24 protein-coding genes, 1 tRNA gene and 1 pseudogene are annotated in these 22,879 nt (G+C 71.6%); 11 read left to right on the top strand and 15 right to left on the bottom strand.

Annotated features, from left to right (window positions below; genetic code table 11):
• Positions 1-2: 2 nt before the first annotated feature.
• The 3 genes from ACQEVJ_RS07555 to ACQEVJ_RS07545 all read left to right on the top strand — a co-directional run bounded on the left by ACQEVJ_RS07555 (position 3) and on the right by ACQEVJ_RS07545 (position 3,160).
• Positions 3-251: a hypothetical protein gene (locus ACQEVJ_RS07555; protein WP_433098542.1), complete on the top strand. Its 249-nt coding sequence runs from the start codon at positions 3-5 to the stop codon at positions 249-251.
• Entirely contained in the window at positions 248-1,255 is a 1,008-nt protein-coding gene (locus ACQEVJ_RS07550; RefSeq protein WP_433098540.1) for an SDR family oxidoreductase, read from the top strand. The genes ACQEVJ_RS07555 and ACQEVJ_RS07550 overlap by 4 nt, the downstream gene beginning before the upstream one ends.
• A gap of 78 nt (positions 1,256-1,333) precedes the next feature.
• A complete protein-coding gene (locus ACQEVJ_RS07545) occupies positions 1,334-3,160 on the top strand; it encodes a transketolase (protein WP_433098538.1) in 1,827 nt (608 codons plus the stop codon).
• Between the two features lie 18 nt (positions 3,161-3,178).
• Here ACQEVJ_RS07545 and ACQEVJ_RS07540 read toward each other — a convergent pair whose 3' ends face one another.
• The gene (locus tag ACQEVJ_RS07540; RefSeq protein WP_433098536.1) at positions 3,179-5,422 is read right to left on the bottom strand and encodes an ATP-binding cassette domain-containing protein; all 2,244 of its coding nucleotides are present in this window, start codon (positions 5,420-5,422) and stop codon (positions 3,179-3,181) included.
• A 71-nt stretch (positions 5,423-5,493) separates the two neighbouring features.
• Here ACQEVJ_RS07540 and ACQEVJ_RS07535 point away from each other — a divergent pair, with 71 nt between their 5' ends.
• Entirely contained in the window at positions 5,494-6,465 is a 972-nt protein-coding gene (locus tag ACQEVJ_RS07535) for a helix-turn-helix transcriptional regulator (RefSeq protein ID WP_433098534.1), read from the top strand.
• Positions 6,466-6,515: 50 nt separating this feature from the next.
• Here the strand turns inward: ACQEVJ_RS07535 and ACQEVJ_RS07530 are convergent, their stop codons facing one another.
• Complete coding sequence (locus tag ACQEVJ_RS07530) at positions 6,516-6,908, bottom strand: ChaB family protein (protein ID WP_433098530.1); 393 nt, start codon at positions 6,906-6,908, stop codon at positions 6,516-6,518.
• A gap of 44 nt (positions 6,909-6,952) precedes the next feature.
• Positions 6,953-7,213 carry a DUF6458 family protein gene (locus ACQEVJ_RS07525; RefSeq protein ID WP_030505976.1) on the bottom strand — a complete coding sequence of 87 codons (261 nt, stop codon included), beginning with the start codon at positions 7,211-7,213 and terminating at the stop codon, positions 6,953-6,955.
• Between the two features lie 86 nt (positions 7,214-7,299).
• Between ACQEVJ_RS07525 and ACQEVJ_RS07520 the strand changes: the two genes are divergently transcribed.
• A complete protein-coding gene (locus ACQEVJ_RS07520; RefSeq protein ID WP_433098528.1) occupies positions 7,300-7,821 on the top strand; it encodes a shikimate kinase in 522 nt (173 codons plus the stop codon).
• A gap of 57 nt (positions 7,822-7,878) precedes the next feature.
• Here the strand turns inward: ACQEVJ_RS07520 and ACQEVJ_RS07515 are convergent, their stop codons facing one another.
• The 3 genes from ACQEVJ_RS07515 to ACQEVJ_RS07505 form a co-directional block, all read right to left on the bottom strand.
• The gene (locus ACQEVJ_RS07515) at positions 7,879-8,346 is read right to left on the bottom strand and encodes an ATP-binding protein (protein WP_433098526.1); all 468 of its coding nucleotides are present in this window, start codon (positions 8,344-8,346) and stop codon (positions 7,879-7,881) included.
• Positions 8,347-8,695: 349 nt separating this feature from the next.
• Positions 8,696-9,634, bottom strand: coding sequence for an aldose 1-epimerase family protein (locus ACQEVJ_RS07510; protein WP_433098524.1), 939 nt, complete (start codon positions 9,632-9,634; stop codon positions 8,696-8,698).
• 209 nt (positions 9,635-9,843) lie between these two features.
• A complete protein-coding gene (locus tag ACQEVJ_RS07505) occupies positions 9,844-10,071 on the bottom strand; it encodes a hypothetical protein (RefSeq protein WP_433098522.1) in 228 nt (75 codons plus the stop codon).
• A gap of 358 nt (positions 10,072-10,429) precedes the next feature.
• On the opposite strand from ACQEVJ_RS07505, the gene ACQEVJ_RS07500 reads away from it, so the two are divergent.
• On the top strand, positions 10,430-11,605 hold the full coding sequence (locus ACQEVJ_RS07500) for a cytochrome P450 (protein ID WP_433098520.1): 1,176 nt from the start codon (positions 10,430-10,432) through the stop codon (positions 11,603-11,605).
• A gap of 3 nt (positions 11,606-11,608) precedes the next feature.
• Here ACQEVJ_RS07500 and nhaA read toward each other — a convergent pair whose 3' ends face one another.
• From nhaA to ACQEVJ_RS07465, 7 genes are all read right to left on the bottom strand, one after another.
• Positions 11,609-12,868 carry a Na+/H+ antiporter NhaA gene (gene nhaA, locus ACQEVJ_RS07495; protein ID WP_433098518.1) on the bottom strand — a complete coding sequence of 420 codons (1,260 nt, stop codon included), beginning with the start codon at positions 12,866-12,868 and terminating at the stop codon, positions 11,609-11,611.
• Positions 12,869-13,120: 252 nt separating this feature from the next.
• A tRNA-Lys gene (locus ACQEVJ_RS07490) sits at positions 13,121-13,197 on the bottom strand.
• 70 nt (positions 13,198-13,267) lie between these two features.
• Complete coding sequence (locus tag ACQEVJ_RS07485; RefSeq protein ID WP_433098516.1) at positions 13,268-13,867, bottom strand: hypothetical protein; 600 nt, start codon at positions 13,865-13,867, stop codon at positions 13,268-13,270.
• A gap of 1,042 nt (positions 13,868-14,909) precedes the next feature.
• Entirely contained in the window at positions 14,910-15,296 is a 387-nt protein-coding gene (locus ACQEVJ_RS07480; RefSeq protein ID WP_433098514.1) for an OsmC family protein, read from the bottom strand.
• A gap of 4 nt (positions 15,297-15,300) precedes the next feature.
• Positions 15,301-16,374: an ATP-binding protein gene (locus ACQEVJ_RS07475; RefSeq protein WP_433098512.1), complete on the bottom strand. Its 1,074-nt coding sequence runs from the start codon at positions 16,372-16,374 to the stop codon at positions 15,301-15,303.
• On the bottom strand, positions 16,371-17,063 hold the full coding sequence (locus ACQEVJ_RS07470) for a response regulator transcription factor (protein WP_433098510.1): 693 nt from the start codon (positions 17,061-17,063) through the stop codon (positions 16,371-16,373). Before ACQEVJ_RS07470 ends, ACQEVJ_RS07475 begins: the two co-directional genes overlap by 4 nt.
• A gap of 53 nt (positions 17,064-17,116) precedes the next feature.
• Positions 17,117-17,392, bottom strand: coding sequence for a hypothetical protein (locus ACQEVJ_RS07465; RefSeq protein WP_433098508.1), 276 nt, complete (start codon positions 17,390-17,392; stop codon positions 17,117-17,119).
• A 182-nt stretch (positions 17,393-17,574) separates the two neighbouring features.
• On the opposite strand from ACQEVJ_RS07465, the gene ACQEVJ_RS07460 reads away from it, so the two are divergent.
• The 4 genes from ACQEVJ_RS07460 to ACQEVJ_RS07445 all read left to right on the top strand — a co-directional run bounded on the left by ACQEVJ_RS07460 (position 17,575) and on the right by ACQEVJ_RS07445 (position 20,166).
• Complete coding sequence (locus tag ACQEVJ_RS07460; protein ID WP_076438990.1) at positions 17,575-17,946, top strand: phage holin family protein; 372 nt, start codon at positions 17,575-17,577, stop codon at positions 17,944-17,946.
• A gap of 101 nt (positions 17,947-18,047) precedes the next feature.
• Positions 18,048-18,959 (top strand): amidohydrolase family protein, encoded by a 912-nt coding sequence (locus ACQEVJ_RS07455; protein ID WP_433098506.1) that lies wholly within the window; start codon positions 18,048-18,050, stop codon positions 18,957-18,959.
• Complete coding sequence (locus tag ACQEVJ_RS07450; protein ID WP_433098504.1) at positions 18,956-19,513, top strand: cysteine dioxygenase; 558 nt, start codon at positions 18,956-18,958, stop codon at positions 19,511-19,513. Before ACQEVJ_RS07455 ends, ACQEVJ_RS07450 begins: the two co-directional genes overlap by 4 nt.
• Before the next feature lie 50 nt (positions 19,514-19,563).
• Complete coding sequence (locus tag ACQEVJ_RS07445; protein WP_433098502.1) at positions 19,564-20,166, top strand: Uma2 family endonuclease; 603 nt, start codon at positions 19,564-19,566, stop codon at positions 20,164-20,166.
• On the opposite strand, the gene ACQEVJ_RS07440 is transcribed toward ACQEVJ_RS07445, so the two are convergent.
• Together ACQEVJ_RS07440 and ACQEVJ_RS07435 are read right to left on the bottom strand one after the other, a co-directional pair.
• Positions 20,167-21,357 carry an MFS transporter gene (locus ACQEVJ_RS07440; protein WP_433098500.1) on the bottom strand — a complete coding sequence of 397 codons (1,191 nt, stop codon included), beginning with the start codon at positions 21,355-21,357 and terminating at the stop codon, positions 20,167-20,169.
• An 84-nt stretch (positions 21,358-21,441) separates the two neighbouring features.
• Positions 21,442-21,827 (bottom strand): annotated as a pseudogene (locus tag ACQEVJ_RS07435) (ABC transporter ATP-binding protein); the annotation flags it as partial.
• 246 nt (positions 21,828-22,073) lie between these two features.
• On the opposite strand from ACQEVJ_RS07435, the gene ACQEVJ_RS07430 reads away from it, so the two are divergent.
• Positions 22,074-22,865 (top strand): IclR family transcriptional regulator, encoded by a 792-nt coding sequence (locus ACQEVJ_RS07430; RefSeq protein ID WP_433098498.1) that lies wholly within the window; start codon positions 22,074-22,076, stop codon positions 22,863-22,865.
• The last annotated feature ends 14 nt before the right edge of the window (positions 22,866-22,879 follow it).

Here is a 22,879-nt window from a genome sequence, read left to right as displayed (position 1 = left end):
TCATGACCGAAGAACAACGCTCGCCGACGGGCAAGCCCATGGTGGAGGCGACCCCGATGGATGTGATCCGCATCCGCATCGGGTCGTTCGCTCTGGTCCTCTGCATGGCCGTACTGGTGCTTTCCTTCGTCGGCCGCCTCTGGTGGCTGACCGCGGTCGTCGTGGTGATCATGGCGGGCGTCGCGCTCAACATGGTCTTCGCCGTGCGCAAGCAGAAGAGGCTTGGCGGCGGGCCGCAATCGAGAGGATGAACGAGGTGAGCCTGAAGGACAAGGTCGTCGTGGTGACCGGCGCGAGCGGCGGGGTGGGCCGCGCGGTGGTCCGGCAACTCGGAGCGGAGGGCGCGAAGGTCGCGCTCATCGCACGTGGAGAGGCGGGCCTCGCCGGCGCCGCCGTGGACGTCGGGGCCGAGGGCGGCACCGGGAAGACCTTCGCCGCGGACGTCTCCGACTACGACCAGGTCCGCCAGGCCGCCCAGCGGGCCGAGGCCGAGCTCGGCCCGATAGACGTGTGGATCAACATCGCGTTCACGACGGTGTTCGCGCCGTTCCTGGAGATCACTCCCGAGGAGTACGAGCGCGAGACCAAGGTGACCTATCTCGGCTACGTCTGGGGCACCCGGGTGGCCCTGGAGATGATGAAGCCGCGCGACAAGGGCGTCATCGTGCAGGCGGGCTCGGCCCTGGCCTACCGGTCGATCCCGCTGCAGTCGGCGTACTGCGGCGCCAAGCACGCGATCGTCGGGTTCACCGAGTCGGTGCGGACGGAGCTGCTCGCCGAGGACTCGGGCGTGAAGATCACGGTGGTGCAGCTCCCCGCGCTGAACACCCCGCAGTTCGACTGGGGGCTGAACCGGATGCGGCGGCACGCCCAGCCGGTGCCGCCGATCTACCAGCCGGAGGTGGCGGCAAACGCGCTCGTCTACGCCGCCGAGCACCCGGAGCGCAAGGAGTACTGGGTCGGCGGGATGACCGCGGCCACGATCATGGGCCAGCGGACGGCGCCCGCCCTGCTCGACCGCTACCTCGCAAGGACCGGGGTGAAGTCGCAGCTCACCGGCGAGAAGCCGCCGACCGGGGTGTCCAACCTGTGGGAACCCGCGGACGAGGACAAGGACTACGGAGCGCACGGCAGCTTCGACCGGCGGTCGCACGGCCGCAGCGTGCAGTTGTGGATGTCGCAGCACCGCCGCCTGGTCACCCTCGCCGGTCTCGGACTCGCCGCCGTCGCCGGTCTCGGCCTGCGCCGCCGCTGACGGCCCCAAAATTCCCGACATATCGGGTACGCACCTTTTGCGGCGATACGAAGGGGCGTACCGGGGTAGTCGGGGGCGATGGACGAGCTTGACTACCGCTTCCTGTGCGAACTCGCGGCCCAGCTCCGGGTGGACTCGGTCCGGGCCGCCGCGGCCGCCGGCTCGGGACATCCGACGTCCTCGATGTCGGCGGCCGAGCTGATGGCCGTACTGCTCGCGCGCCACCTGCGCGTGGACGTCGCGGATCCGGCCAACCCGGCCAACGACCACCTCGTCTTCTCGAAGGGCCACGCCTCCCCCCTCCTGTACGCGATGCTCAAGGCGGCCGGGGTCGTCACCGACGAGGAGCTGCAGACCTTCCGCAGGCGCGGCAGCCGCCTGGAGGGCCACCCCACCCCTCGGGTGCCGTTCGTCGACGCGGCCACCGGCTCGCTGGGCTTCGGCCTGCCCGTGGGGGTGGGACTGGCGCTGACCGCGCGCAGGCTGGACCGGCTGCCTTACCACGTCTGGGTGTTGTGCGGCGACAGCGAGCTCGCCGAGGGATCGATGTGGGAGGCGTTCGAGCACGCCGGGCACGAGGGGCTGAACAACCTCACGGCGATCATCGACGTGAACCGGCTCGGCCAGCGCGGCCCGACCCGGCACGGCTGGGACCTCGGCGCGTACGCCGCCAGGCTCGGCGCCTTCGGCTGGCACACCATCGAGATCGACGGCCACGACCCCGGCCAGATCGACTACGCGCTCGCCGACGCCCGGGCCACCCGGCGCCGCCCGACCGCGATCATCGCCAGGACCTGCAAGGGTCGCGGAGTGTCGGCCGTGGAGAACCGCGAGGGCAAGCACGGCAAGCCGCTGGAGGACGCCGAGCAGGCGCTCGGCGAGCTCGGCGGGCCCCGCTCCGTCACCGTCGAGGTCACCCCGCCCGACGCCCCGGCCACGCCGTACCGGTACGCCGACGGCGCGCTCGACCTGCCCAGGTACGAGATGGGCGAGCCGGTGGCCACGCGGACCGCCTTCGGCGAGGCGCTGGCCGCGCTCGGCACGGCGAGAGGCGACCTCGTCGCGCTCGACGGCGAGGTGGCCGACTCCACGAAGCTGGAGGCGTTCGCCAAGGCGCATCCGGAGCGGTTCTTCGAGTGCTACATCGCCGAGCAGCAGATGGTCGCCGCCGCCATCGGCATGGCCGCCCGCGGCTGGACCCCCTACGCCGCGTCGTTCGCCGCCTTCCTCACCAGGGCGTACGACTTCGTCCGGATGGCGGCGGTGAGCCGGGCCGGGATCTGCCTGGTGGGTTCGCACGGCGGGGTGTCGATCGGCGAGGACGGGCCCTCCCAGATGGGCCTGGAGGACCTCGCGGCGTTCCGCGCGGTGCACGGCAGCACCGTGCTGTACCCCTGCGACGCGAACCAGACGGCCCGGCTGGTCGCGGACATGGCCGGGCTGGAGGGCGTCCGCTACCTGCGGACGACGCGGGGCGAGACGCCGGTGATCTACGGCCCTGACGAGGAGTTCCCCGTGGGCGGCTGCAAGATCCTGCGCACCGGCGGCCAGGCGACCGTCGTGGCCGCGGGCGTCACCGTGCACGAGGCCCTGGCCGCCGCCGACCTGCTCGCCGAGGACGGCGTCTCCGTCACCGTGATCGACGCCTACTCGATCAAGCCGCTCGACTCGGCCCAGCTGGTCGAGATGGCCAGGGCGACCGGGAAGGTCGTCACGGTGGAGGACCACTGGCCGGAGGGCGGGCTGGGCGACGCCGTACTCTCGGCGCTCGCGGACGCGCCGGTGCCGGTGCGCAAGCTGGGCGTCTCGCGGATGCCCGGCAGTGCGACCTCCCAGGAGCAACTGGAGGACGCCGGCATCGACAGGGGCGCCATCCGCGAGGCCGTCCTGTCCCTGCTCAGTTGAACGCTCCGGTGAACGCCGCTACCGGTGCGCGGCGAGGGCGCGGGCCGTCGGCGTTCCCGCGTCCGGCGGGTAGTCCGCGACGTGCCCCTGGTAGAGGACGTTCCCGCCGTGCCTGCCGGGGCCGGGCCCGAGGTCGATCAGCCAGTCGGCCTGCCGGATGACGTCCAGGTTGTGCTCGATGACCACGACGGTGTGCCCCCGGTCGACGAGCGCGTCCAGGACCCGGAGCAGGCCGTCGATGTCGCTCATGTGCAGGCCCGTGGTGGGTTCGTCGAGCACGTACGTCGTGGGCCGCTCGGCGTCGCGCAGCTCCTTGGCGATCTTGAGCCGCTGGCACTCCCCTCCGGACAGCGTGGTGAGCGACTGGCCCAGCCGGAGATAGCCGAGACCGGCCTGCGACAGGTGCCGCAGCGCCCGGTCGACGGCCGTGTCGGGCAGCCGGTGCCTGGCCTGGTCGACGGAGAGGGCGTCGACGTCGGCGATGGACAGGCCGTCGACGGTGTAGGCGAGCACCTCGGGGGTGAAGCGCCGCCCTTCGCACGCCTCGCAGACGACCTCCTGGCCGTCCATGAAGGCCAGATCGGTGTAGACGACCCCGAGCCCGTCGCACTTCGGGCAGGCCCCTTCGGAGTTCGCGCTGAACAGCGCGGCGGGGACGCCGTTGCGCCGGGCGAACAGCCTGCGGACGGCCGGCGCGATGCCGGTGTAGGTGATCGGCGTGGACCGGCGGTTGACGCCGACCGGACGCTGGTCGATGACGACGGCGTCGTGCTGCGCGACGAGTTCGGCCGCCAGGCTGGACTTCCCCGAGCCGGCGACGCCGGTGAGGACGGTCATCACGGCGGCGGGGATGTCCACGGTGACGCGCCGCAGGTTGTTGCGCGTCGCCTCGGCGACGGTGATCGCCGCCTTGGCCGTACGCGGGGCCGTCTTGAGCGGCGAGGGCCGGGAGAGCGCGCGTCCCGTGGGGGTGGCGGCCCGCCGGAGCTCGGGGAACGCGCCCTGGAAGACGAGCCGGCCTCCGTCGGCGCCGGCGCCGGGGCCGATCTCGACGATCTGGTCGGCGACGGCCATGACGGCGGGGTCGTGCTCGACGACGAGGACGGTGTTGCCCCTGTCGCGCAGCCGCTCCAGCAGTCCCGTCATGGACTCGACGTCCGTGGGGTGGAGCCCGGTCGTGGGCTCGTCGAACACGTAGAGCATCTCGGTCAGGCTCGACCCGAGATGCTTCACGATCTTGATGCGCTGGGACTCGCCACCCGACAGCGTCGTCGTCGCGCGTGCCAGGCCGAGATACCCCAGGCCGATGGCGTCCATGGCGTCGAGCCTGGCGGTCAGCGCGGCGACGACGGGAGCGACATCCCGTGCGTCGATGCCGCGGACGAGCCCGGCGAGCTCGGTGACCTCCAGCCGGGACAGCTCCCCGATGGTGCGCCCGAGGACGGTGGCCGTGCGGGACGCCTCGTTCAACCGGTCTCCCCCGCAGTCGGGGCAGACCTGCGATCGGGTGAACCGGCGGATCGTCTCCTGCTTGCGCTCGGACATGTCCCCGGAGGCGTGCAGGTAGATCCGCTCGAACCGCTCGACGACTCCCTCGTAGTCCTTCGGCAGCCGGCGTCCCAGCCGTGCGGCCGCCTCACCGCCGTGGAGCAGAGCGTCGCGCTGGTCCCGGCTCCAGTCCCGCAGCGGCGTGTCCGGGTCGAACACGCCGATGTCGGCGTACTGGGAGTACCAGTAGTTCCCGTCTCCGAACCCCGGAAGCCGGATCGCCCCCTGCCGCAGCGACCTGTCGAGGTCGAGGATGCGGTCCACGGCCGTGACGACGACGTCGCCGAGCCCCGAGCACGTGGGACACATCCCGGCCGGATCGTTGAACGAGAAGTGGTTCGACTCGCCCACATGCGGCTCGCCGAGACGGGAGAACAGCAGCCGCAGGTAGGTCCAGGTGTCGGTGATCGTGCCGACCGTGGAGCGGGCGTTGCCGCCGAGGCGCCGCTGGTCGATCACCACCACCGGCGAGAGCCCGTCGATGTGCTCCACGTCGGGACGTGTCCACTTCGGCAGCCGGTTCCTCGCGAACGGAGGGAAGGTCTCGTTCAGCTGGTAGCCGGCCTCCGCGGCGATCGTGTCGAAGACCAGCGACGACTTGCCCGACCCCGAGACGCCGGCGAAGACCACGAGGCGGTCGCGCGGGATGTCCACGTCCACGCCGCGGAGGTTGTTCGTGCGGGCGCCCCTGATGGAGATATGCGGTGAAGCCATACTCGTGACCGTACGAGCAATTGTGGCCGGAACCTGACCGTGATTGCGGGCATGATGGACGGGTGGCCGACGTGACCCGACGCATGCTGGCTCTGCTGTCGATCCTCCAGACGGGACGGCCGTTCAGCGGGGACGAACTCGCCACGCGCCTGGACGTCAGCCCCCGCACCGTACGCCGCGATGTGGACCGGCTCAGGGAGTACGGCTATCCCGTCGAGACGCAACCGGGACCCGGCGGCTACTACCGGCTCGTGGCGGGCCGGACGCTGCCACCGCTCGTCCTGGACGACGACGAGGCGATCGCCGCGTTGCTCGGTCTCGCCACTCTCGCCTCCTCCGGATCCGGCGAGGACGGGGCTCTCGACGACGCGGCCACCCGGGCGTACGGCAAGCTCGACCAGTTCCTGCCCGCGCGGCTGCGTCCGCGCGTGGCCGCGTTGCGGGCCAGCCTGGAGACCGGCCGGCAACTCGCGCCCGCCGTGAGCGCGGCGCTTCTGGCCGGTCTGGCCGAGGCGATCAACGACCGCGAGGTCGTGAGGTTCGATTACAGCGACAGGCACGGCGAGGAGAGCCGCCGGCGGGTGGAGCCGCACCGTCAGATCCATCTGCTTCTGCGCTGGTATCTGCTGGGCTGGGACCTGGACAGGGACGACTGGCGGGTGTTCCGCCTCGACCGCGTCCGCGACCTCGTGCGCACCGGCGTCCGCCACGCTCCCCGCGCCCTGCCGGCCGACGCGGCCCTCTCGTATCTCCGTCAGGGCCTCAACGTGGACCGCCGGCGCGTACGGCTCGTCGTGCGGGCGCGGCCCGACCATGTCGCCGACGCGTTGAAGTTCCAGGACGCCGAGATACACCACGGGCCCGGCGAGCGGGAGACCCACGTCACCGTCTGGCTCGACTCCTGGGAATGGCTCGTCCTCGGCCTCGCCCACCTCGGCGCCGACTTCTCCGTCATCGAGCCCGCGGACTTCCGCGACGCCTATGCCGCCTTCGCCCGCCGTCTCCTCGCCGCCTCCGGCCCCGTGGAGCCGCCGTCCGTGTGAAAGCGCCGCCGGCCGCTCTCGTGAGGGCGGCCGGCGGCGTACGGAAGAGGTCAGCGAGCCTTGGCGGTCGCCTTGCGGTTCGCCTTCTTGATGGCGTCCACGAGCTCGTCCTTGGTCATCTTCGATCGGCCCGGGATGCCGAGGCGGCCGGCCACGTCGTAGAGGTGCTGCTTGGAGGCGTTCGCGTCGACGCCCTCGGCCGTCTCGCCCGGCTTCGGCGTGCCCTTCTTCGCCTGCTCGTCCGAGGGTCCGCGCCCCTCCTTCTTCTCCCAGTGGTCGCCCACCTTCTCATAGGAGTGCTTGAGCGCGGCGAACGCCGTACGGTGGGCGCGCTGGCCCTCGCCGTACGTCTCGACGGCGGAGTCGTGCGCCTTGATCCACGTCTCCTGGGCCTCCTTGGGCGAGCGCTCCAGGGTCGAGGGCAGTTCCTTACGTCCTGGCATTGTCCATGCCTCCCTTCAGACCGTCGGAAGTCCGTTGGAGGGGGTCAGATGGTGGGGTCGTCGTAGCGCCGCTCCTCGTACACGTGGCGGCGGGTGGCGGTGGCGTCCACGGGGGCGGCGGCGGTGACGGTGGTCCTGCGGCGGACCGTCGTCAGGCGCCAGATGCCGAAGAGCAGCCCGGCCAGACCGCCCACCATGAGGATCACCCCGATCACCTGGATGTCGAGGCCCGCGATGGTGAAGTCGACCGCCCAGGTGAGGATGGCCCCCAGCATGATGAGGATGATGCTTCCGGCGATGGTCATGGCTTTCCTCCTTCGCCTTCTGCTCTATCCCCTCCACGGATTCCAAACGTCGCATGCGATTGCCCATCTAGGGCAACATGCGAATCATGACCGATACCCCCATTGTGGTGATGGGACTCATGGGCGCGGGGAAGAGCACCGTCGCCCGGCTGCTCGCCGACACGCTCGGCCGTCCCATGCGCGACAGCGACGCCGATCTGGAGGCCAGGTACGGCACGACCGCCGCCGCGATGGCCGCCGGTCTGGGCGCGGACGAGTTGCACGCCCGCGAGGCGCTGGTGCTGCGGGATGCGCTGGCGGCCCGTCCCGCCCCGGTCATCGCGGCCGCCGCCAGCACGGTCGAGGACCCCGAGACGCGCCGCGCGCTGGCCCCCGCCTTCGTGGTCTTCCTCGACGGCCCGCCCGAGGTGCTGGCCGAGCGGATGAAGTCGAGCCCCCATCGCCCCCACTTCAAGCCCGACCTGGTGCGCATGCTGACCGAGCAGCGCGACCTGCGGCTGCCGGGCTTCCGCGAGGTGGCGGACCTGACCGTGGACCCCTCCACGAACAAACCCGAGGAGATCGCGGCCACCGTGCTCGCCCACCTCGACGGTGCGAAGACCCGCTGAAACACCCTGGACGGACGACGGGCCCGCCCGGCCCCGGGCGGGTCACCCGGGCCGTGGTCAGCCGACGGCGATGCGCATCTGGTGCGGGACGACGGGCAGCGGCGAAGGGCTGCCCGTCCCGGCGAGGAACCAGACGGTCTTGCCGCCTCTGCCGGCACTCGCCACTCCCCAGTCGTCGGCGAGTTCGTCCACGATGAGCAGGCCACGGCCGCCGATGGAGTCGAGGTCCGCATCGCGCTGGTGCGGCACGCCCTCGCCCTGGTCGAAGACCTCGCCGTACACCCAGGTGCCGTTGCTGCCGAGCCGGAGAGTGAAGACGTTGCCGCCGTGCCGTACGACGTTGGAGGCGAGTTCGCTCACGATGAGGGAGCAGTCGTCGACGAGCTCGTCCAGGCCCCACCGGCCGAGCTCGCGGCGTACGAGGGCGCGCGCCTCCGCGACACTCGCGCCGATGGCGGGCAGGAGGCATTCCGCGGTCCAGACGGGGGCCGGGTCGACCGGCACCGTACCGAAGGGGAGAGTCACGCGCGCCTCCTTAGGCTCATGGGAGCGCTCCCACGGCTCAAGATACGGCACGCAGCGCAGTCATGTGAATTCAAAGAAACAAGATTGTTCCCGGTCAATGCACGATCCGTGATAGGCGCGGAGGAGAAAACGCCGGCCGTCTTCCGTGCCACGCCGCGAGTGCGCACGTCAGCGGGGCCGCGTCCGGCGCTCCCGGCCCCGGCCCCACGACCTCGGGACGCGTCCGCGCGGCCGGCGTCGCCGTGAAAATAACTGAAATAAGCCCATCCCGGCCTGCCGATGTGCGCAGACCGGAATCGTGCCGCATATCCACGGTGACGCATAAAGGCCCTTTCGTCCGGCATGCCCTTCACCCGAGCGCGGTGATCCCCCAGCGGTGGGCGACCCGCTCCCCCGGGGCCAGGCGCACCAGGCACTCGCCGGTCGCGAAGGCGTTCGGCGGGCAGCTCATCGGCTCGACCGCCACTCCGGCCCGCCGATACGGCTCGGCGAGCGTGTCCCCGGTGAAGACCTGGAGCCATTCGACCCCGGGCGCGGCCCACAACTCGACCCCCCGGGAGCCGTCGGCCGTCCGGAGCCGGGCCCGCACCAGCCCGTCGCCGTCCCGCCGCAGCGCCGCGTAGGGGGTGTCGAGCACCGTGCCGCCGATGCGGCGTCCCTCGCGGAAGTCGTACTCCGTGCCCTCGACCGGGCGGCGGCCGACCGGGATCTTCTGCTCGTCCACCGGGGTCCACTCGGCCGCGGGCACCTCCAGCACGGCATCGTCCACCGTTTCTTCGCCGAGGGTGAGGTAGGGGTGCGCGCCCATGCCGTACGGCGCGACGCCGTCCCCCACGTTCACGGCCGACACCTCGACTTCGAGGCCTGCCTCCCCCAGGGCGTACGACGCCGTCAGGTCGAGCACGTGGGGATAGCCGAGCTGGGGGAACAGCCGCAGCCCGAGCCGGATCGAGGCGTCGTCCCGGTCCAGGACCGTCCAGGGCATCAGGCGGGCGAAGCCGTGCGCGGCGTTGCCGGTCCTGGGCTCGGTGATCGCGAGCTGCCTGGTCTCGCCGTCGAAGTCGTATCTGCCGTCGCGCACCCGGTTCGGCCAGGGCAGCAGCAACTGCCCGGCGCCGCCCACCGGCTGCGCGTCCGCGGGGTACGACATGACCAGCGGCCGTTCGCGGTACGTCAGGTCGCGCAGACCCCCGCCCACCTCGGTGACGGTCGCCGCGTATCCGTGCGCGGCGATCGTGTGCTGCGTGCCGGTCGGGGGAACGGGTTCGCGAACCGCTGGTTCTGTCATGAGAGGGATTTTCCCATCCGTCCCATGACACTCGCAGGGGGCCCTGCGAGGACGCCTCAGGGCGGCGTCCGGACGGCGGGGTTCGCGCCGGGCTCCTCGGGCGTGAGCCCCAGCGGGCTCTCCGTACTGTGCCCCGGCGAACTCTCGGGCGTGAGCTCCGGCGGGCTCTCCGGCCGTGAGCCCGGCGGGCCGGGCCCACGTCCTGGGCGTCACGAGGAGAGCGTCAGGCCCTCCTGCGCGGTGAGCAGCGCGCGCAGTTCCTCCGCACTCTCGCCGCATGCGGTCATGATCAGGCCCCGGTCCATCTCGATCCGGGACAGCGACCTGGTCAGCCGGGTCGCGTACCAGCGGCCGGCGTCGCTCCTCCAGACCGACCAGCGACCGGCGTACTCGCTGCTCAGTTGTCTCCAGGCAGCGTCCTCGGCTGAGAACCGCACTCGTCACCACCTCCAGGCTCTGTGCCGGGAGACAACGATGTGCTCATCCGGACACGATTGGTAGTGAGAAGCGGTCTCCCCCGTCCGGCGGCGCCGCCACCCCGCCCCGATGAAGATCTCCCGCCGGTTGCGGTGACTTCACCACGACTTGATCCCCGTTCCTCCCGTACCACCCGTGTCATGCCGCGCCGCGGAACGATGCTGGTGTTCGGGGGGAAGGCGGGGCGGGGCGCGAGGCGGCACCCTGAGGCAAACGTCCCGTCTCCGATCACGCCGGACATGGTTTTACTACCTTGCCGGACAGAAAGTCAGGGGAGAGATTCAAAAGGGCCGACATCGAGCGAAGGGAAGGTCACCCATGCCCGGACTCCCACAGCTGCCGTTCGACCGGCCGGACGTCCTGGGGATATCCCCCGGCTTCGGCCGACTGCGGGCCAGGGCGCCGATCACCAGGGTCACGACCGCGATGGGCGACGAGGCGTGGCTGGTCACGGGCTACGAGGAGATACGGCAGGTGTTCGCCGACGACAGGTTCGGCCGCTCCCACCCCGCCCCCGAGACCGCGGCCCGCCTGTCGAACAACGCCCTGCTCGGCGGCCCGACCGGCGAGTACGCCACGGAGCGGTCCGTCCACAAGGAGATGCGGCGCCTGCTCGCCCCCGCGTTCTCGGCCCGGCGCATGCGGAGCCTGTCGGACCGGATCGGGTCGCTGGTCGGGACCCTGCTCGACGGGCTCGCCGAGCAGGGCCCGCCCGCGGACCTGCACGCCGGCCTGTCGCTCCCGCTGCCGATCCAGGTGATCTGCGAGCTGCTCGGCGTGCCGTACGAGGACAGGGACAGGTTCCGGGCCATGGCCGAGGCGATGACCGACCTCACCCGTCCCGAGAGGTCCGCCGCCGCCCAGCTGGAGATGAACACGTACACCTACGAGATCGTGAAGGCGAAGCGGGACGACCCGGGCGAGGACGTCTACTCCGACCTGGCGGACGCCTCGCTGCCGGAGGACGACGTCGCCAGGATCGCGGGCGGCCTGCTGTTCGCCGGCCACGAGACCACGGTCAACCAGATCGACTACGGCGTGCTGCTGTTCCTGCGCAACCCCGCCCAGCGTGACGCGCTGCTGAACGACCCCTCCCTCGTGGACGGCGCGGTCGAGGAGATCATGCGGGTCGCCTCGCCGAGCGAGCACGGGCTGGTGCGCTACGCGCACGAGGACGTCGAGGTCGCCGGGGTGCTGATCCGGGCGGGCGAGCTGGTCATGCTGTCCACCCCGGCGGCCAACAGGGACGACCGCGTCTACCCCGACGCCGACAGGTTCGACATCCGGCGGCGCGATCCCCACCCCCACGTCGGGTTCGGCCACGGGCCGCACCACTGTCTCGGGGCGTCCCTGGCGCGGGTCGAACTGCGCGCGGTCTTCGGCTCCCTCTTCACGCGCTTCCCCACACTGGCGCTCGCGGTGCCGTACGAGGAGCTGAAGGCGCACACCGACAGGCTGGCCGGAGGGTTCCCGGCGCTGCCCGTCATGTGGTGAGCGTCAGGAGGTGGTTCCGCCGTCGGCGAGCCGCCGGTGCACGCGGTCGCGCAGCCGCAGCACCACAGTCGCCAGCAGCGCCGCGACCAGCGAGCCGGTCAGGACTGCCATCTTCACCTGGCCGTCGCGCACCGTCCCCAGGCCGAACGCCAGCTCGCCGACGAGCAGGGACACCGTGAACCCGATGCCGGACAGGATCGCCAGGCCGCCGACGTCCACCCACGCCAGCCCCTCGTCGATGTCGGCGCGGGTGAAGCGGGCGGTCAGCCAGGTGGCCGCCATGATCCCCAACGGCTTGCCCACGACGAGCCCGACGACGACGCCCAGCGACACCGGGTCGGCGAGCAGGTTCGTCACACCGCTCAGCCCGCCGAGCGGCACACCCGCGGACAGGAACGCGAACACCGGCACCGCCACCCCGGCCGAGACGGGCCGGAACCGGTGCTCGAAGTGCTCGGCGAGCCCCGGCCCCGCCTCCGGGCCGCCCGCCTTCTCACTGCGCAGGACGGGTACGGCGAAGCCGAGCAGCACCCCGGCCACCGTGGCGTGCACACCCGAGGCGTGCACGAGCCCCCAGGTCACGCCGGCCAGCGGGAGCAGCAGCCACCACGAGCGCACCCGCCGCTGCACCAGCACGGTGAAGACGCCGAGCGGCACCAGCGCCGCCAGCAGCGGCAGCACCGACAGGTGCGACGTGTAGAACACCGCGATGATCACGATGGCCAGCAGGTCGTCCACGACGGCCAGGGTGAGCAGGAACGTGCGCAGCGCCGAGGGCAGGTGCCTGCCCGCGACCGCGAGCACCGCAAGCGCGAACGCGATATCGGTGGCGGTCGGCACGGCCCAGCCCCGCGCCGCGCCGTCTTCGCCCAGATTGACCAGCAGATACAGCAGTGCGGGCACGATCACGCCGCCGATCGCCGCCATCACCGGCACCGCGGCCCGCCTGCGGTCGCGCAGGTCCCCCGCCACGAACTCGCGCTTGAGTTCCAGACCCGCGACGAAGAAGAAGATCGCAAGCAGCCCGTCCGAGGCCCACTTGGCGAGGCTGAGGTCCAGGTGCCACCCGGCCGGTCCGACCGTGGCCGACCGCAGCGTGTCGTACGTCCCCGACCAGGGCGAGTTGGCCCACACGAGGGCGGCGACGGCGGCGATCAGCAGCAGCGCGCCGCCAATGGTCTCCTTGCGCAGGATGTCGGTGATGCGGCGGGTCTCGGCCCGGGAACCGGGACCGAGGAGGGACAGTCGGCGGGGAGAGGCCATGGGCGCTCCGTTTCCGGGCTCGGTTCGACGACCGCCGACCAGACTTCCCGGCACCCCGCTGACATCTTAGCGGCCATACCCAAATCCAACCAACCAGGTGGTTGTTTCAGGCCGAGGCGCCCACGCCGGCGAAAGGCCGGGCGCCGGGAACCGGACGGCACCCGTGAGCCGGGGGGCGGGGCAGGGTGGGCCGCGGATGCGACGAGCTCATAGAGAAAGCCCAGGTCGGATATGCCGACCTGGGCTTTCCTCTGGTGCGCCGCCAGGGACTCGAACCCCGGACCCGCTGATTAAGAGTCAGCTGCTCTAACCAACTGAGCTAGCGGCGCCCGCGATGTCCGTAACCTTAGCAGTCCCGCGAAGGTCGCGCACATCGCTCGGTGATCGGAATCGCGTGGCTCAGCTCCGCCAGGCGCCGCTGGAGAAGGGCAGCGGCTCGCCGCGCTGGCCCGGCCCGTCGCCCCACTTGGTGACGACGTACTGGATCGGGATGTGGCCTTGGTCCCCGCTGACGGTCAGCGTGTTCTCGTTCCAGGTGGTGCCGGTGAGCTCGGCGAAGGTCTGGCCGTCGATGTCCAGCATGACGCCGCTGTCCGACGGGACGCCCGGGCCGCGGTCACCGATGAAGAACTTGGCCTTCTTACCCTTGTAGAAGATGTAGCCCTCGGTGCCGAGCGGCCAGCTCGGGCTGGCGAACAGCCCCTTCTGCATGGGCTTGCCGATGGCCGGAAGGCCCGTGTCGCCCTGGCGGCCCGAGGCGTCGTCCCAGAAGTACGAGCCGGTGGTGCTGCCCTGGAGCAGAACCTGCTCGTGCGCCGGGATGGCGAGGGAGGGCTCGCGCGCCGGGACGGCGACGGAAACGGTGGCGGCCTCGTTGACCGACTGCTCGACGGGCGCGGGCACGGCGGCCACGAGGGACGCGGTGACGGCCGCCGCGCCGACGAGCGTGGCCGCGGCGGTGAGGCGTCGGTTGCCACGCAGGTCAAACAGAGTCTTCATCAGGGCTGGGGATCTTTCGTGAGACGACAGTGGATGGCCATGCGTCATCTAGGGACCTGCGTACGGCAGACCGCGAAGACGGGCCACGTGTCCGGGCGGGAGAAGTCGGTCACCCGGAGGCGTGTGCGCTGAAGCTATGGCGATCGGCCGGAAGGCCGTCGTGAGTCAGACGTGTGATCCGAAATGCCTTGGCTCAGAGGTCGGTGTGGGGTCACCCACGGTGATCTCCTCTCCAAGTCCAATCCAGCCACCGGTTGGCGGCAAACAGGACACTACCGGACGAGTCAGGACGGAGCAAAGTAAAAGCCGCATAACGCCCAGAAGATCTACCTGTGGCCCTGTTTACCCCAAGTCGCACCACTCCCCGCCGCCCCGCCTTCGTGATGTTGACGGTCTGTGACAGAGGGTCCTTCCGCGCAGGGCAAAGCCCGGAGGCCGTACGGCAAGAGACCACAAAAGAAATCACCGGTGACGGCGCGATAAAGCAACTCGACGCAAAAGCGGAGCCGCACAGCGAGAGGAAGACCGCGGTTTACGAAGGCAAAGACGCTTCTCCCGGGCAGGGGAGACGGCGGCCGCCCATAGTCATGACGCGGGCAGAGGGATCGATGGCGGCCGGGAAGCACGTGAACGGGCCGGCGGCCAGGTGAGAGGGTGCGCGCCCTCAACACGGCCCCTGCGTGACGCCGGATCGGCCGCAAGGCAAGACGGTCCCGGGGCGGCCGGGGCGAGGCCGACCCCCGCTCCGGCGGGGAGGGAGGGACGGGAGGAGAACGGGTACAGGACCCTGGAAATGCCGGAGCCGGGCAGTCCCCCAACTGCCCGGCTCCGGATCAAAGCGGTTCCGCCAGGAATGCCCTCCCCAAAGGCACCGGCGGGTCCCCCGCTTTCCGGACGCGGTTCCCCCATCCGCGTCCTTTATCAAGAAAGTCTGTCGGCCTCTCCTGAGAACCTGCTTCAACACTACAAGGGGCCTTGCCATGAAGTCGTCATAGGCAGGTTGATTTCCGGCCTACATCCGAACGGGCCCCGCCCGCCCGTGCTACCTCCCGAGGTCCAGCCTGACCTCGGTGCCCTTCTGGAGTGAGCGGCTCACCGTGCAGTGGCGCTCGTGGACCCGCTCGGCGACGGCCTCGAAGACCTCGCCGGAGTCCTCCGAGGGCAGCTCCACGTCGTAGGTCACAGTGACCGAGCGCAGCAGAGTCGGGCTCTCCTTCTCGGCGGAGACCTCGACGGCCAGCCGTACGAGCCGGTGGCCGCGCTTCGCGGTGAGCGGCTCGACCGTCATGACGTTGCAGCCGCCGACGGCGGCCAGCAGCAGCTCCACCGGGCTGAACAGGCCGTCACCGGAGCCCATCGCGATCTCGGCGCCGCGCTCGTTGCGGGCGACGAACCCGTCTTCGGTCCGCTCGACGCGTACAGAGCCCATGGCCTCACCCTACTGGCAGCGCCAGCCGCACGAGTGTGCCTCCGCCGGGGGCGGAACTGGCCGACACGCTGCCGCCGTGGCTGTCCACGACCTGGCCGACGATGGCCAGGCCCAGCCCCGACCCGGGCAGCGCCCGCGCCGAGGGCGCGCGGTAGAAGCGGTCGAAGACGTGCGGCAGGTCTGCCGGGGAGATGCCGGGGCCGTGGTCCCGCACCGTCAGCACGCCGCCCCGCAGCGACACCTCGACCAGGCCGCCGGCCGGGCTGTACTTGGCCGCGTTGTCGAGCAGGTTGGCGACGGCCCTGGCGAGCCGGTCGGGCACGCCCCGCACCACCGTCGGCTCGGCCGACATGGAGTACGCCGTCGACGGCCAGTGCCTGGCCGCCCGGGCGACCTCCCGCTCCACGAGTTCGTCGAGGCGGACGCTCTCCACGAGCACGGCCGGCTCCTCGTCGCGGGCCAGCTCGACCACGTCGGAGACGAGGGCCGTGAGCTCCTCCAGGCCGCTCACCACGGCCCGGCTCACCTCCTCGTGGACCTCCTGCGGCAGGTCGCCCCTCATCAGCAGCTCGACGTTGGTCCGCAGGGCGGTGAGCGGAGTGCGCAGCTCGTGGGAGGCGTCGGCGACGAGGCGCTTCTGCGACTTGGCGGAGCGTTCCAGCGCGTCGAGCATGGCGTTGAAACTGCGTGCCAGGCTGCTCAGCTCGTCGTCTCCCGCCACGTCGATCCGGGTGGTCAGGTCGCGGGTGGTGGCCACCCGCCCGGCGGCGTCCTTGAGCGCGTTGACCGGCCGCAGCGCCGCCCGGGCGGCCAGCCAGCCGAGCGCCCCCGACAGCACCAGGCCGCCGAGTGCCACGGCGACGAAGGGCCAGCCGAGGTCGTCCACGTCGGCGAGGGCGGCCAGCACGCCGTTGGGGGGCCGATCGCCGTAGCCGCCGTAGTTCTCGTACGTCCCGTAATGGTCCATCGCCCACTCGACCCGGCGGCAGGTGATGACGTAGGCGGCCACGATCACGACGATCACGCTCACCGCGGCGGCCAGCGCGGAGGCCATCGCGAGCCGCCAGCGGAGCTTCACCGCTCCTCCCCGGCGGTGGGCTCCCTGAGCGCGTACCCGAGGCCGTGGACGGTGTGGATCAGCCGCGGCTCGCCCGCCGCCTCGGTCTTCTTGCGCAGATAACCGATGTAGACCTCCAGCGGGTTGGACCCGGGCCGGAAGCCGTAGCCCCAGATGCGTTCGAGGATGAGATGCCGGGTCAGCACCTGGCCGCCGTTGCGGATCAGCAGATCCAGCAGGGCGTACTCGGTCCTGGTCAGGTCGATGAGCCGCCGGCCGCGCCGGGCCTGCCTGCTGTCGGGCAGCAGGACCAGGTCGGCGAAGCCGGCCTCCGGGGGCGGCGCGGCGCGGCGCAGCAGGGCGCGCACCCGGGCGAACAGCTCCTCCAGCGCGAACGGCTTCACCAGGTAGTCGTCGGCGCCGGCGTCGAGGCCGGCCACCCTGTCACCGATGCCGTCCAGGGCCGTCAGCATGAGCACCGGCAGCCGGTTGCCGTCGCCGCGCAGCGTCCGGCAGACCTCGATGCCGTCCATGCCCGGCATGAGCACGTCAAGCACCACGAGGTCGGGTGCCGCGCCGTCGATGGCGTCGAGGGCGTCCACGCCGTCCTCGGCGGTCGCCACGCCGTACCCCTCCACGCGCAGCGCCCGCGCGATCGCGTCGCGGACCTCGGGTTCGTCGTCGACGACGAGCACCTGTGTCTTGACCACGCCGCCATTGTGACGTGCGGAGATGAGAGGTTGCTGAGCGCCGGCCCCCGCGCTCAGGCGTCGGGGTGTTTGGACAGATAGTCGACGTAGACCGGCCGGAGCGCGTCGCCGAGCTCACCCTCGCCCGCCCCGATCGCGTCGCTGAGCAGCGCCGAGACCCTGCTGAGGTCGTTCGCGGTCTCGTCGGTGTTGCCGCTGGCGGCCTCGGCCGCCGGGATGACCTTCAGCAGATCCCACAGGAATCCCAGGTCGCCGTGCCGTACGGCGTAGCGCACGGCACGGTCGTGCAGCTCCTTCGCGGGGAGCGTCTCGAGCTCTTCCACGTCCATCCGATCTCACCCCCAACTCGTCGGTTTCCCCCAGGTTTGCCGCTTATACCCCCGAGGCGGGAGAAAGACCGCCAGAATCGGACGGGCTTTTTGCCGCTCCTCCCCGCCCCCAGCGCAGGCCCGCCCATTCCGGCCACACGCGAACCGCGCACTCTTTGCCATGCCATGGAAGGATTCTTAAGGTGAAGGTCATACTTAAGATCATCGTGGTGGCCGCGGCCCTGTGGGCGTCCACCAAGCTGGTGGACGGCATCACCGTCAGCGCCGGCTCCACCGCCAAGCAGATCGGCACCCTCCTCGCGGTCGCGCTGATCTTCGGCCTCGTGAACGCCGTCATCAAGCCGATCATCAAGACGATCGGCTGCGCGTTCTACGTGCTCACGCTCGGCCTGTTCGCCCTGGTGGTGAACGCCGCCCTGCTGCTGCTCACGAGCTGGCTCGCCGAGCAGCTCGACCTCCCCTTCCACGTCGACGGGTTCGTGGCCGCCTTCTGGGGCGCCATCGTCGTCGGCGTGATCAGTTGGATCCTCAACATGATCCTCGGCGACGACTGACCGGCCCCGGGGGCGGACCACCATCCGCCCCCGGGTCACACCTGCCCGAAAAGCATGTATTCTGGGTAGGGAATTAGGGAACTTCTCGGAGAGGCCGGCCGATGAGCGTGGACGTGCACCAGCACCTGTGGACGCCGTCCCTCGTCGACGCGCTGCGCCGCCGCACCCGCCCGCCGTACCTCGACGGATGGACGCTCGTCCTCGACGGCGAGCCGCCGTACGAGGCGGACCCGGCCGACCACGACGTGGAGATCCGGCGCAAGCGCAACGCGCACCTCGACCTCGCCCTGGTCTCCCTGTCGAGCCCGCTCGGGATCGAGCACCTGCCGCCGGAGGAGGCGTGGCCGCTCATCGACGCCTACCACGCCGACGCCCGCGCGCTGCCCGCGCCGTTCGGCGCCTGGGCCGCCGCCCCGGTGACCGACCCCGATCCCGTACGGCTCGCCCGCGCCCTCGACCGCGCTCCCGACCAGGGCCTGGCCGGGCTGCAGCTTCCGGCGACCGCGCTCGGCGACGCCCGGGGGCTGGCCCTGGCCGCCCCGCTGCTCGACGTGCTGGAGGACCGCGGCCTGCCGCTGTTCGTCCACCCGGGCCCCGCCGCGGCGGCGGGCCCGGCGTGGTGGGCCGCCGTCGTGCCGTACGTGCAGCAGATGCACGCCGCCTGGTATGCGTTCGAGGCCTTCGGCCGGCCCCGGCATCCCCGGCTGAAGGTGTGCTTCGCGCTGCTGGCCGGGCTGGCCCCGCTGCACCGGGAGCGCCAGCTGAGCCGGGGCGCCGCCGGGCGCGGCCTGGTGGATCCCGATCTGTTCCTGGAGACGTCGTCCTACGGCCCCCGGGCCGCCGACGCGGTGATCCGCGAACTCGGGATCGACGTCCTCGTCGCCGGAAGCGACCAGCCGTACGCCGAGTCGGCGTGGCCGGACCCCGGCGACCCCGCACAACGAGCCATCGATCATGCCGTCCGCGTGGCCAATCCCGGCCGCTTGCTGTCCCGGAAGGAGTCGCACCAATGAGCACGCCCACGATCCAGGAAGGCGCGCTCTGTGCCTCCTCGGCCGACCTGGCCCCCTTCGGCGACCTGCCCGCCCGCGCGCTCGACCGCCGCGAACTGCTCGACCTGGTCGAGGACCTGGCCGCGCGGCCCGAGCTGTGGCGTCACCACCTCAGCTTCGAGGGCGCGGAGGACGGGGGACGTCACTACGTCTCACTGCACCGCGACTCGTACGTGGACGTGTGGCTGCTGTGCTGGCGGCCCGGGGACGACACCGGCTGGCACGACCACGACGTCTCCTCCGGCGCGGTCCGCGTGGTGGCCGGCGAGCTGAAGGAGTGCAACCCGCGCATCGGCGGCGCCCACCTGGAGACGGCGGTCGCGGAGGGCGAGGCCTTCTCTTTCGGGCCCGACCACATCCACCGGCTGACCGGCGAGGCGCCCGGCTCGGTCTCGATCCACGCGTACTCGCCGCCGCTGTGGCGCATGGGGCAGTACACCATCACCGGCGACGGGACCATGCGCCGCCTTTCGGTCGGGTACGCGGACGAATTGCGCCCGCTCGACCCGGCTTAGGGCGGCGCGAGTAGTTCGTTCATCACGCAGGGTGACGCTAGGCTGCTGCCATGACCAGCGTGCTCGATGACTGGCTCCAGCCCCGTCCGGGAGGCGGGGCCGGGGGCGTCTCCGATCGGTTCTCCCGGCTCCGTTCCCCCGTGGACGAGCGGCGGGACGGCGAGGCCGACGCCGACCACCCCGACGCGGGCCTCGTCTCCACGGGCCCTCAGACGCGGTTCCACGAGCGTGTGACCTACGGCCTGCGCACGGTCCTGAACGCGCAGGCGCCGGGCGACCTGGTGGCGGTGAGCCGGATGGACGTCCTGCTGGGGCCGGATCGGCGCGCCCGTCCCGACGTGTCCCTGGTAGACGACCTCGCCGCGTCCGACGACCGGAGGACCTGCTACCTCGCCGAGGAGGTGCGCCTGGTCATCGAGGTCGTCGGCCCCGACTCGGCCGCCCCGGACCGCGACCTTCGGCCTCGGCACTACGCGGCGGCCGGCATCCCCCACTTCTGGCGGGTCGAGAGCACCGACTGCCGGCCCTTCGTCTGCTCCTTCGAACTCGACGCCGACGGCGCCGGATATCAGGTGACCGGCGTCCACCACACCCGCCTCGCGGTGGACGCCCCCTTCCCCATCGACATCGACCTCGAACGACTGCCGCGCTGACTATCCCGGCTGTCCCCGCGCCGGGCGGGCGGCGAGCACACCCGCCCCAAGTTGGAGTACGCACGCCCCCAGCCCGGCGAGCAGGGGCACGGTCCAGCCGCCGGACAGCTCGTGGAGCAGGCCGAACGCGAGCGGCCCGATAGCGGCCAGCACATAGCCGCTCGACTGGGCGACCGCCGACAGCGCGGTCACCGAGGCCGGATCGGGCGCACGCAGCGTGATGATCAGCAGGGCGAGCGCGATCGAGGCCCCCTGGCCGAGCCCGAGGACGATCATCCACAGCCACGGCGCGGTGGTGGGCGCGAGCAGCACGCCCAGATATCCGCCGACGGTCAGCAGCGCGGCCACGACCACGTGCGGCGCCTGGGAGCGGGCCCGGCCCGCGTGCAGGGGGACGGCCAGCGCCGCGGCGATCTGCACGAGGTTCGTCAGGCCCAGCAGATATCCCGCCTCGTCGGCGGGCAGACCGGCGGCCTGGAACACGGTCGGCAGCCAGGCCAGCACGACGTAGAAGGTCAGCGACTGCAGGCCCATGAACGCCATGACCGACCACGTCGCGGGCGCGCGGAGCAGGGTCGCGTACGGCCGGTGGCCGGGGTCGCCGCGCCGGGAACCGCCACCCCGCCCCGCGACCAGCGCCACCGGGTCCTGCGCGGCCGGCCTCGTGAGAGCCACCCACCACAGGGCCGCCGCCAGCAGCGCGAGTAGGGTCGCCGACCCCGCCGCCGCCCGCCAGCCGACCTGCCCGGCCAGCGGGACCATCGCCGCCGAGGCCATGGCTGCCCCGCCCACCATGACCGAGACGTACAGGCCGGTGAAGAGCCCGATCCTGCCGGGGAAGTGCTGCTTGACGAGGCCCGGCATGACGACGTTCATGACGGCGATGGCCGTGCCGGCCAGGGCGGCGCCGCAGTACAGCGCGGGCACGCCGTCCGCGCTGCGCAGAGCGACGCCGGCGGCCACGACGAGCAGACCGGCCAGCAGCGTGCGGTCCAGCCCGATCCGGCCGGCCAGCACGGGCGCGACCGGGGCGAGGAGGCCGAGGCACGCCACCATCACCGTGGTGATCGCGCCGCCCCCGGCAGGGCTGAGGCCGAGGTCCCGCATGATGGCCGGGAGGAGCGGTGACACGCCCGCGAGAGCGGGCCTCAGGTTGAGCGCCGCCAGGACGAATCCGGCAACCAGCAGCACATTCCCCCGATTGTTCACAATCCCCCTCATCACCCGCCAAACCCTACCGGCCGGTCTCTCGGCAGGGCCATGCCGTCTCCTCCCTCACGGTGTCACGTCCCGCTCCGGCGGGCGGGCCTGCTTGGCCCGCTGGATCTGCGCGTAGACGTGGCCGCGCAGCTCGGCGAAGCGCGGCAGCGCGCGGGTGGAGAGCTGGTCCCGCTCGGCGGGCAGGTCGATCTTCAGGTCCTCCAGCACGACGGTGGGCGAGGCGGACAGCACGATGACCCGGCCGCCCAGATAGATCGCCTCGTCGATGTCGTGGGTGACGAACAGCACGGTCATCCCGAGCAGCTGCCAGATGCGCAAGATGAGGTCCTCCAGCTCGGCGCGGGTCTGGGCGTCGACGGCCGCGAACGGCTCGTCCATCAGCAGCACAGCACCCGGGGCTCGTAGGCGACCGCCCGCGCGATGGCCACCCACTGCTGGACCCGCACGCGGCGGTGAGGAGCAGGACGACGCCGGTCACGAGTGCCGTACGTGCGGAGCGAGGCATGGACACTGCCGGATGCCTTGTTCGCTACACGAACGGACGTTCATAAGAAGAACATATTCGGGAAGCTGCGCCCGGGTCTCCGGCCCGTCAATGGCGTCCGTGGTCCCATGCGGATGTGTGGGGTCGTACGCATCGCGAACGGCAGGTCAGGCGCTAGGGTTCGGTCGGGAGGTGGGCGGTCATGGCGGATGAGCACGTCCAGTCGCTGGCCCGGGGTCTGGCCGTGATCCGGGCGTTCGACGCGGCGAGCCCGGAGCTGACGCTCAGCGAGGTGGCCCGCAAGACCGGTCTCACCCGCGCCGCGGCGCGCAGGTTCCTGCTGACGCTCGCCGGCCTGGGCTACGTGCGGACCGACGGGCGCCTGTTCTCCCTGTCGCCCCGGGTGCTCGAACTGGGCTACGCCTACCTGTCGAGCCTCTCCCTGCCCGAGGTCGCGCTGCCGCACCTCGAACGGCTCGTCGCCGAGGTGCACGAGTCGGCGTCGGTCTCCGTGCTGGACGACACCGACATCGTCTACGTGGCCCGCGTGCCGACGGCCCGGATCATGCGCGTGACGATCGCGATCGGCACCCGCTTCCCGGCGTACTGCACCTCCATGGGCCGGGTGCTGCTCGCGGGGCTCCCCCCGGAGGACCTCGACGCCTACCTCGCCCGCGCCGACCTGGAGCGGCTGACCCCGCACACCACCACCTCGCCGGTCGCCCTGCGCACCGCGCTCGACCGCGTACGGGCCCAGGGCTGGGCCATGGTGGACCAGGAGCTGGAGGAGGGGCTGCGGTCGATCGCCGCGCCGATCAGGGACCGGGGCGGCCGGGTGGTGGCTGCGCTCAACATCTCCTCGCACGCCAGCCGCACCACCCTGGAGTCGGCCCGCCGCGACCTGCTCCCCCCGCTGCTCGCCACCGCCGCCAGGATCGAGGCCGACCTGCGCGCCACGGGAGGCGCGAGCCGCGCGCTGCCCGGCCGCCCCTGACCGGCACACCCCCA

The organism is Microbispora sp. CA-102843 (genome assembly GCF_050936215.1).
Classification (GTDB): domain Bacteria; phylum Actinomycetota; class Actinomycetes; order Streptosporangiales; family Streptosporangiaceae; genus Microbispora.
The sequence above is the reverse complement of the archived record's forward strand: the minus strand, read 5'-3'. Positions and strand labels throughout refer to the sequence as shown.

What these genes read in the sequence shown, in the direction of transcription:
- ACQEVJ_RS07555 (WP_433098542.1), top strand. Translation starts at nt 3, where the DNA reads ATGACCGAAGAACAACGCTCGCCGACGGGCAAGCCCATGGTGGAGGCG.
- ACQEVJ_RS07550 (WP_433098540.1), top strand. Translation starts at nt 248, where the DNA reads ATGAACGAGGTGAGCCTGAAGGACAAGGTCGTCGTGGTGACCGGCGCG.
- ACQEVJ_RS07545 (WP_433098538.1), top strand. Translation starts at nt 1,334, where the DNA reads ATGGACGAGCTTGACTACCGCTTCCTGTGCGAACTCGCGGCCCAGCTC.
- ACQEVJ_RS07540 (WP_433098536.1), bottom strand. Translation starts at nt 5,422, where the DNA reads ATGGCTTCACCGCATATCTCCATCAGGGGCGCCCGCACGAACAACCTC.
- ACQEVJ_RS07530 (WP_433098530.1), bottom strand. Translation starts at nt 6,908, where the DNA reads ATGCCAGGACGTAAGGAACTGCCCTCGACCCTGGAGCGCTCGCCCAAG.
- ACQEVJ_RS07525 (WP_030505976.1), bottom strand. Translation starts at nt 7,213, where the DNA reads ATGACCATCGCCGGAAGCATCATCCTCATCATGCTGGGGGCCATCCTC.
- ACQEVJ_RS07520 (WP_433098528.1), top strand. Translation starts at nt 7,300, where the DNA reads ATGACCGATACCCCCATTGTGGTGATGGGACTCATGGGCGCGGGGAAG.
- ACQEVJ_RS07510 (WP_433098524.1), bottom strand. Translation starts at nt 9,634, where the DNA reads ATGACAGAACCAGCGGTTCGCGAACCCGTTCCCCCGACCGGCACGCAG.
- ACQEVJ_RS07500 (WP_433098520.1), top strand. Translation starts at nt 10,430, where the DNA reads ATGCCCGGACTCCCACAGCTGCCGTTCGACCGGCCGGACGTCCTGGGG.
- nhaA (WP_433098518.1), bottom strand. Translation starts at nt 12,868, where the DNA reads ATGGCCTCTCCCCGCCGACTGTCCCTCCTCGGTCCCGGTTCCCGGGCC.
- ACQEVJ_RS07485 (WP_433098516.1), bottom strand. Translation starts at nt 13,867, where the DNA reads ATGAAGACTCTGTTTGACCTGCGTGGCAACCGACGCCTCACCGCCGCG.
- ACQEVJ_RS07480 (WP_433098514.1), bottom strand. Translation starts at nt 15,296, where the DNA reads ATGGGCTCTGTACGCGTCGAGCGGACCGAAGACGGGTTCGTCGCCCGC.
- ACQEVJ_RS07465 (WP_433098508.1), bottom strand. Translation starts at nt 17,392, where the DNA reads ATGGACGTGGAAGAGCTCGAGACGCTCCCCGCGAAGGAGCTGCACGAC.
- ACQEVJ_RS07455 (WP_433098506.1), top strand. Translation starts at nt 18,048, where the DNA reads ATGAGCGTGGACGTGCACCAGCACCTGTGGACGCCGTCCCTCGTCGAC.
- ACQEVJ_RS07450 (WP_433098504.1), top strand. Translation starts at nt 18,956, where the DNA reads ATGAGCACGCCCACGATCCAGGAAGGCGCGCTCTGTGCCTCCTCGGCC.
- ACQEVJ_RS07445 (WP_433098502.1), top strand. Translation starts at nt 19,564, where the DNA reads ATGACCAGCGTGCTCGATGACTGGCTCCAGCCCCGTCCGGGAGGCGGG.
- ACQEVJ_RS07430 (WP_433098498.1), top strand. Translation starts at nt 22,074, where the DNA reads ATGGCGGATGAGCACGTCCAGTCGCTGGCCCGGGGTCTGGCCGTGATC.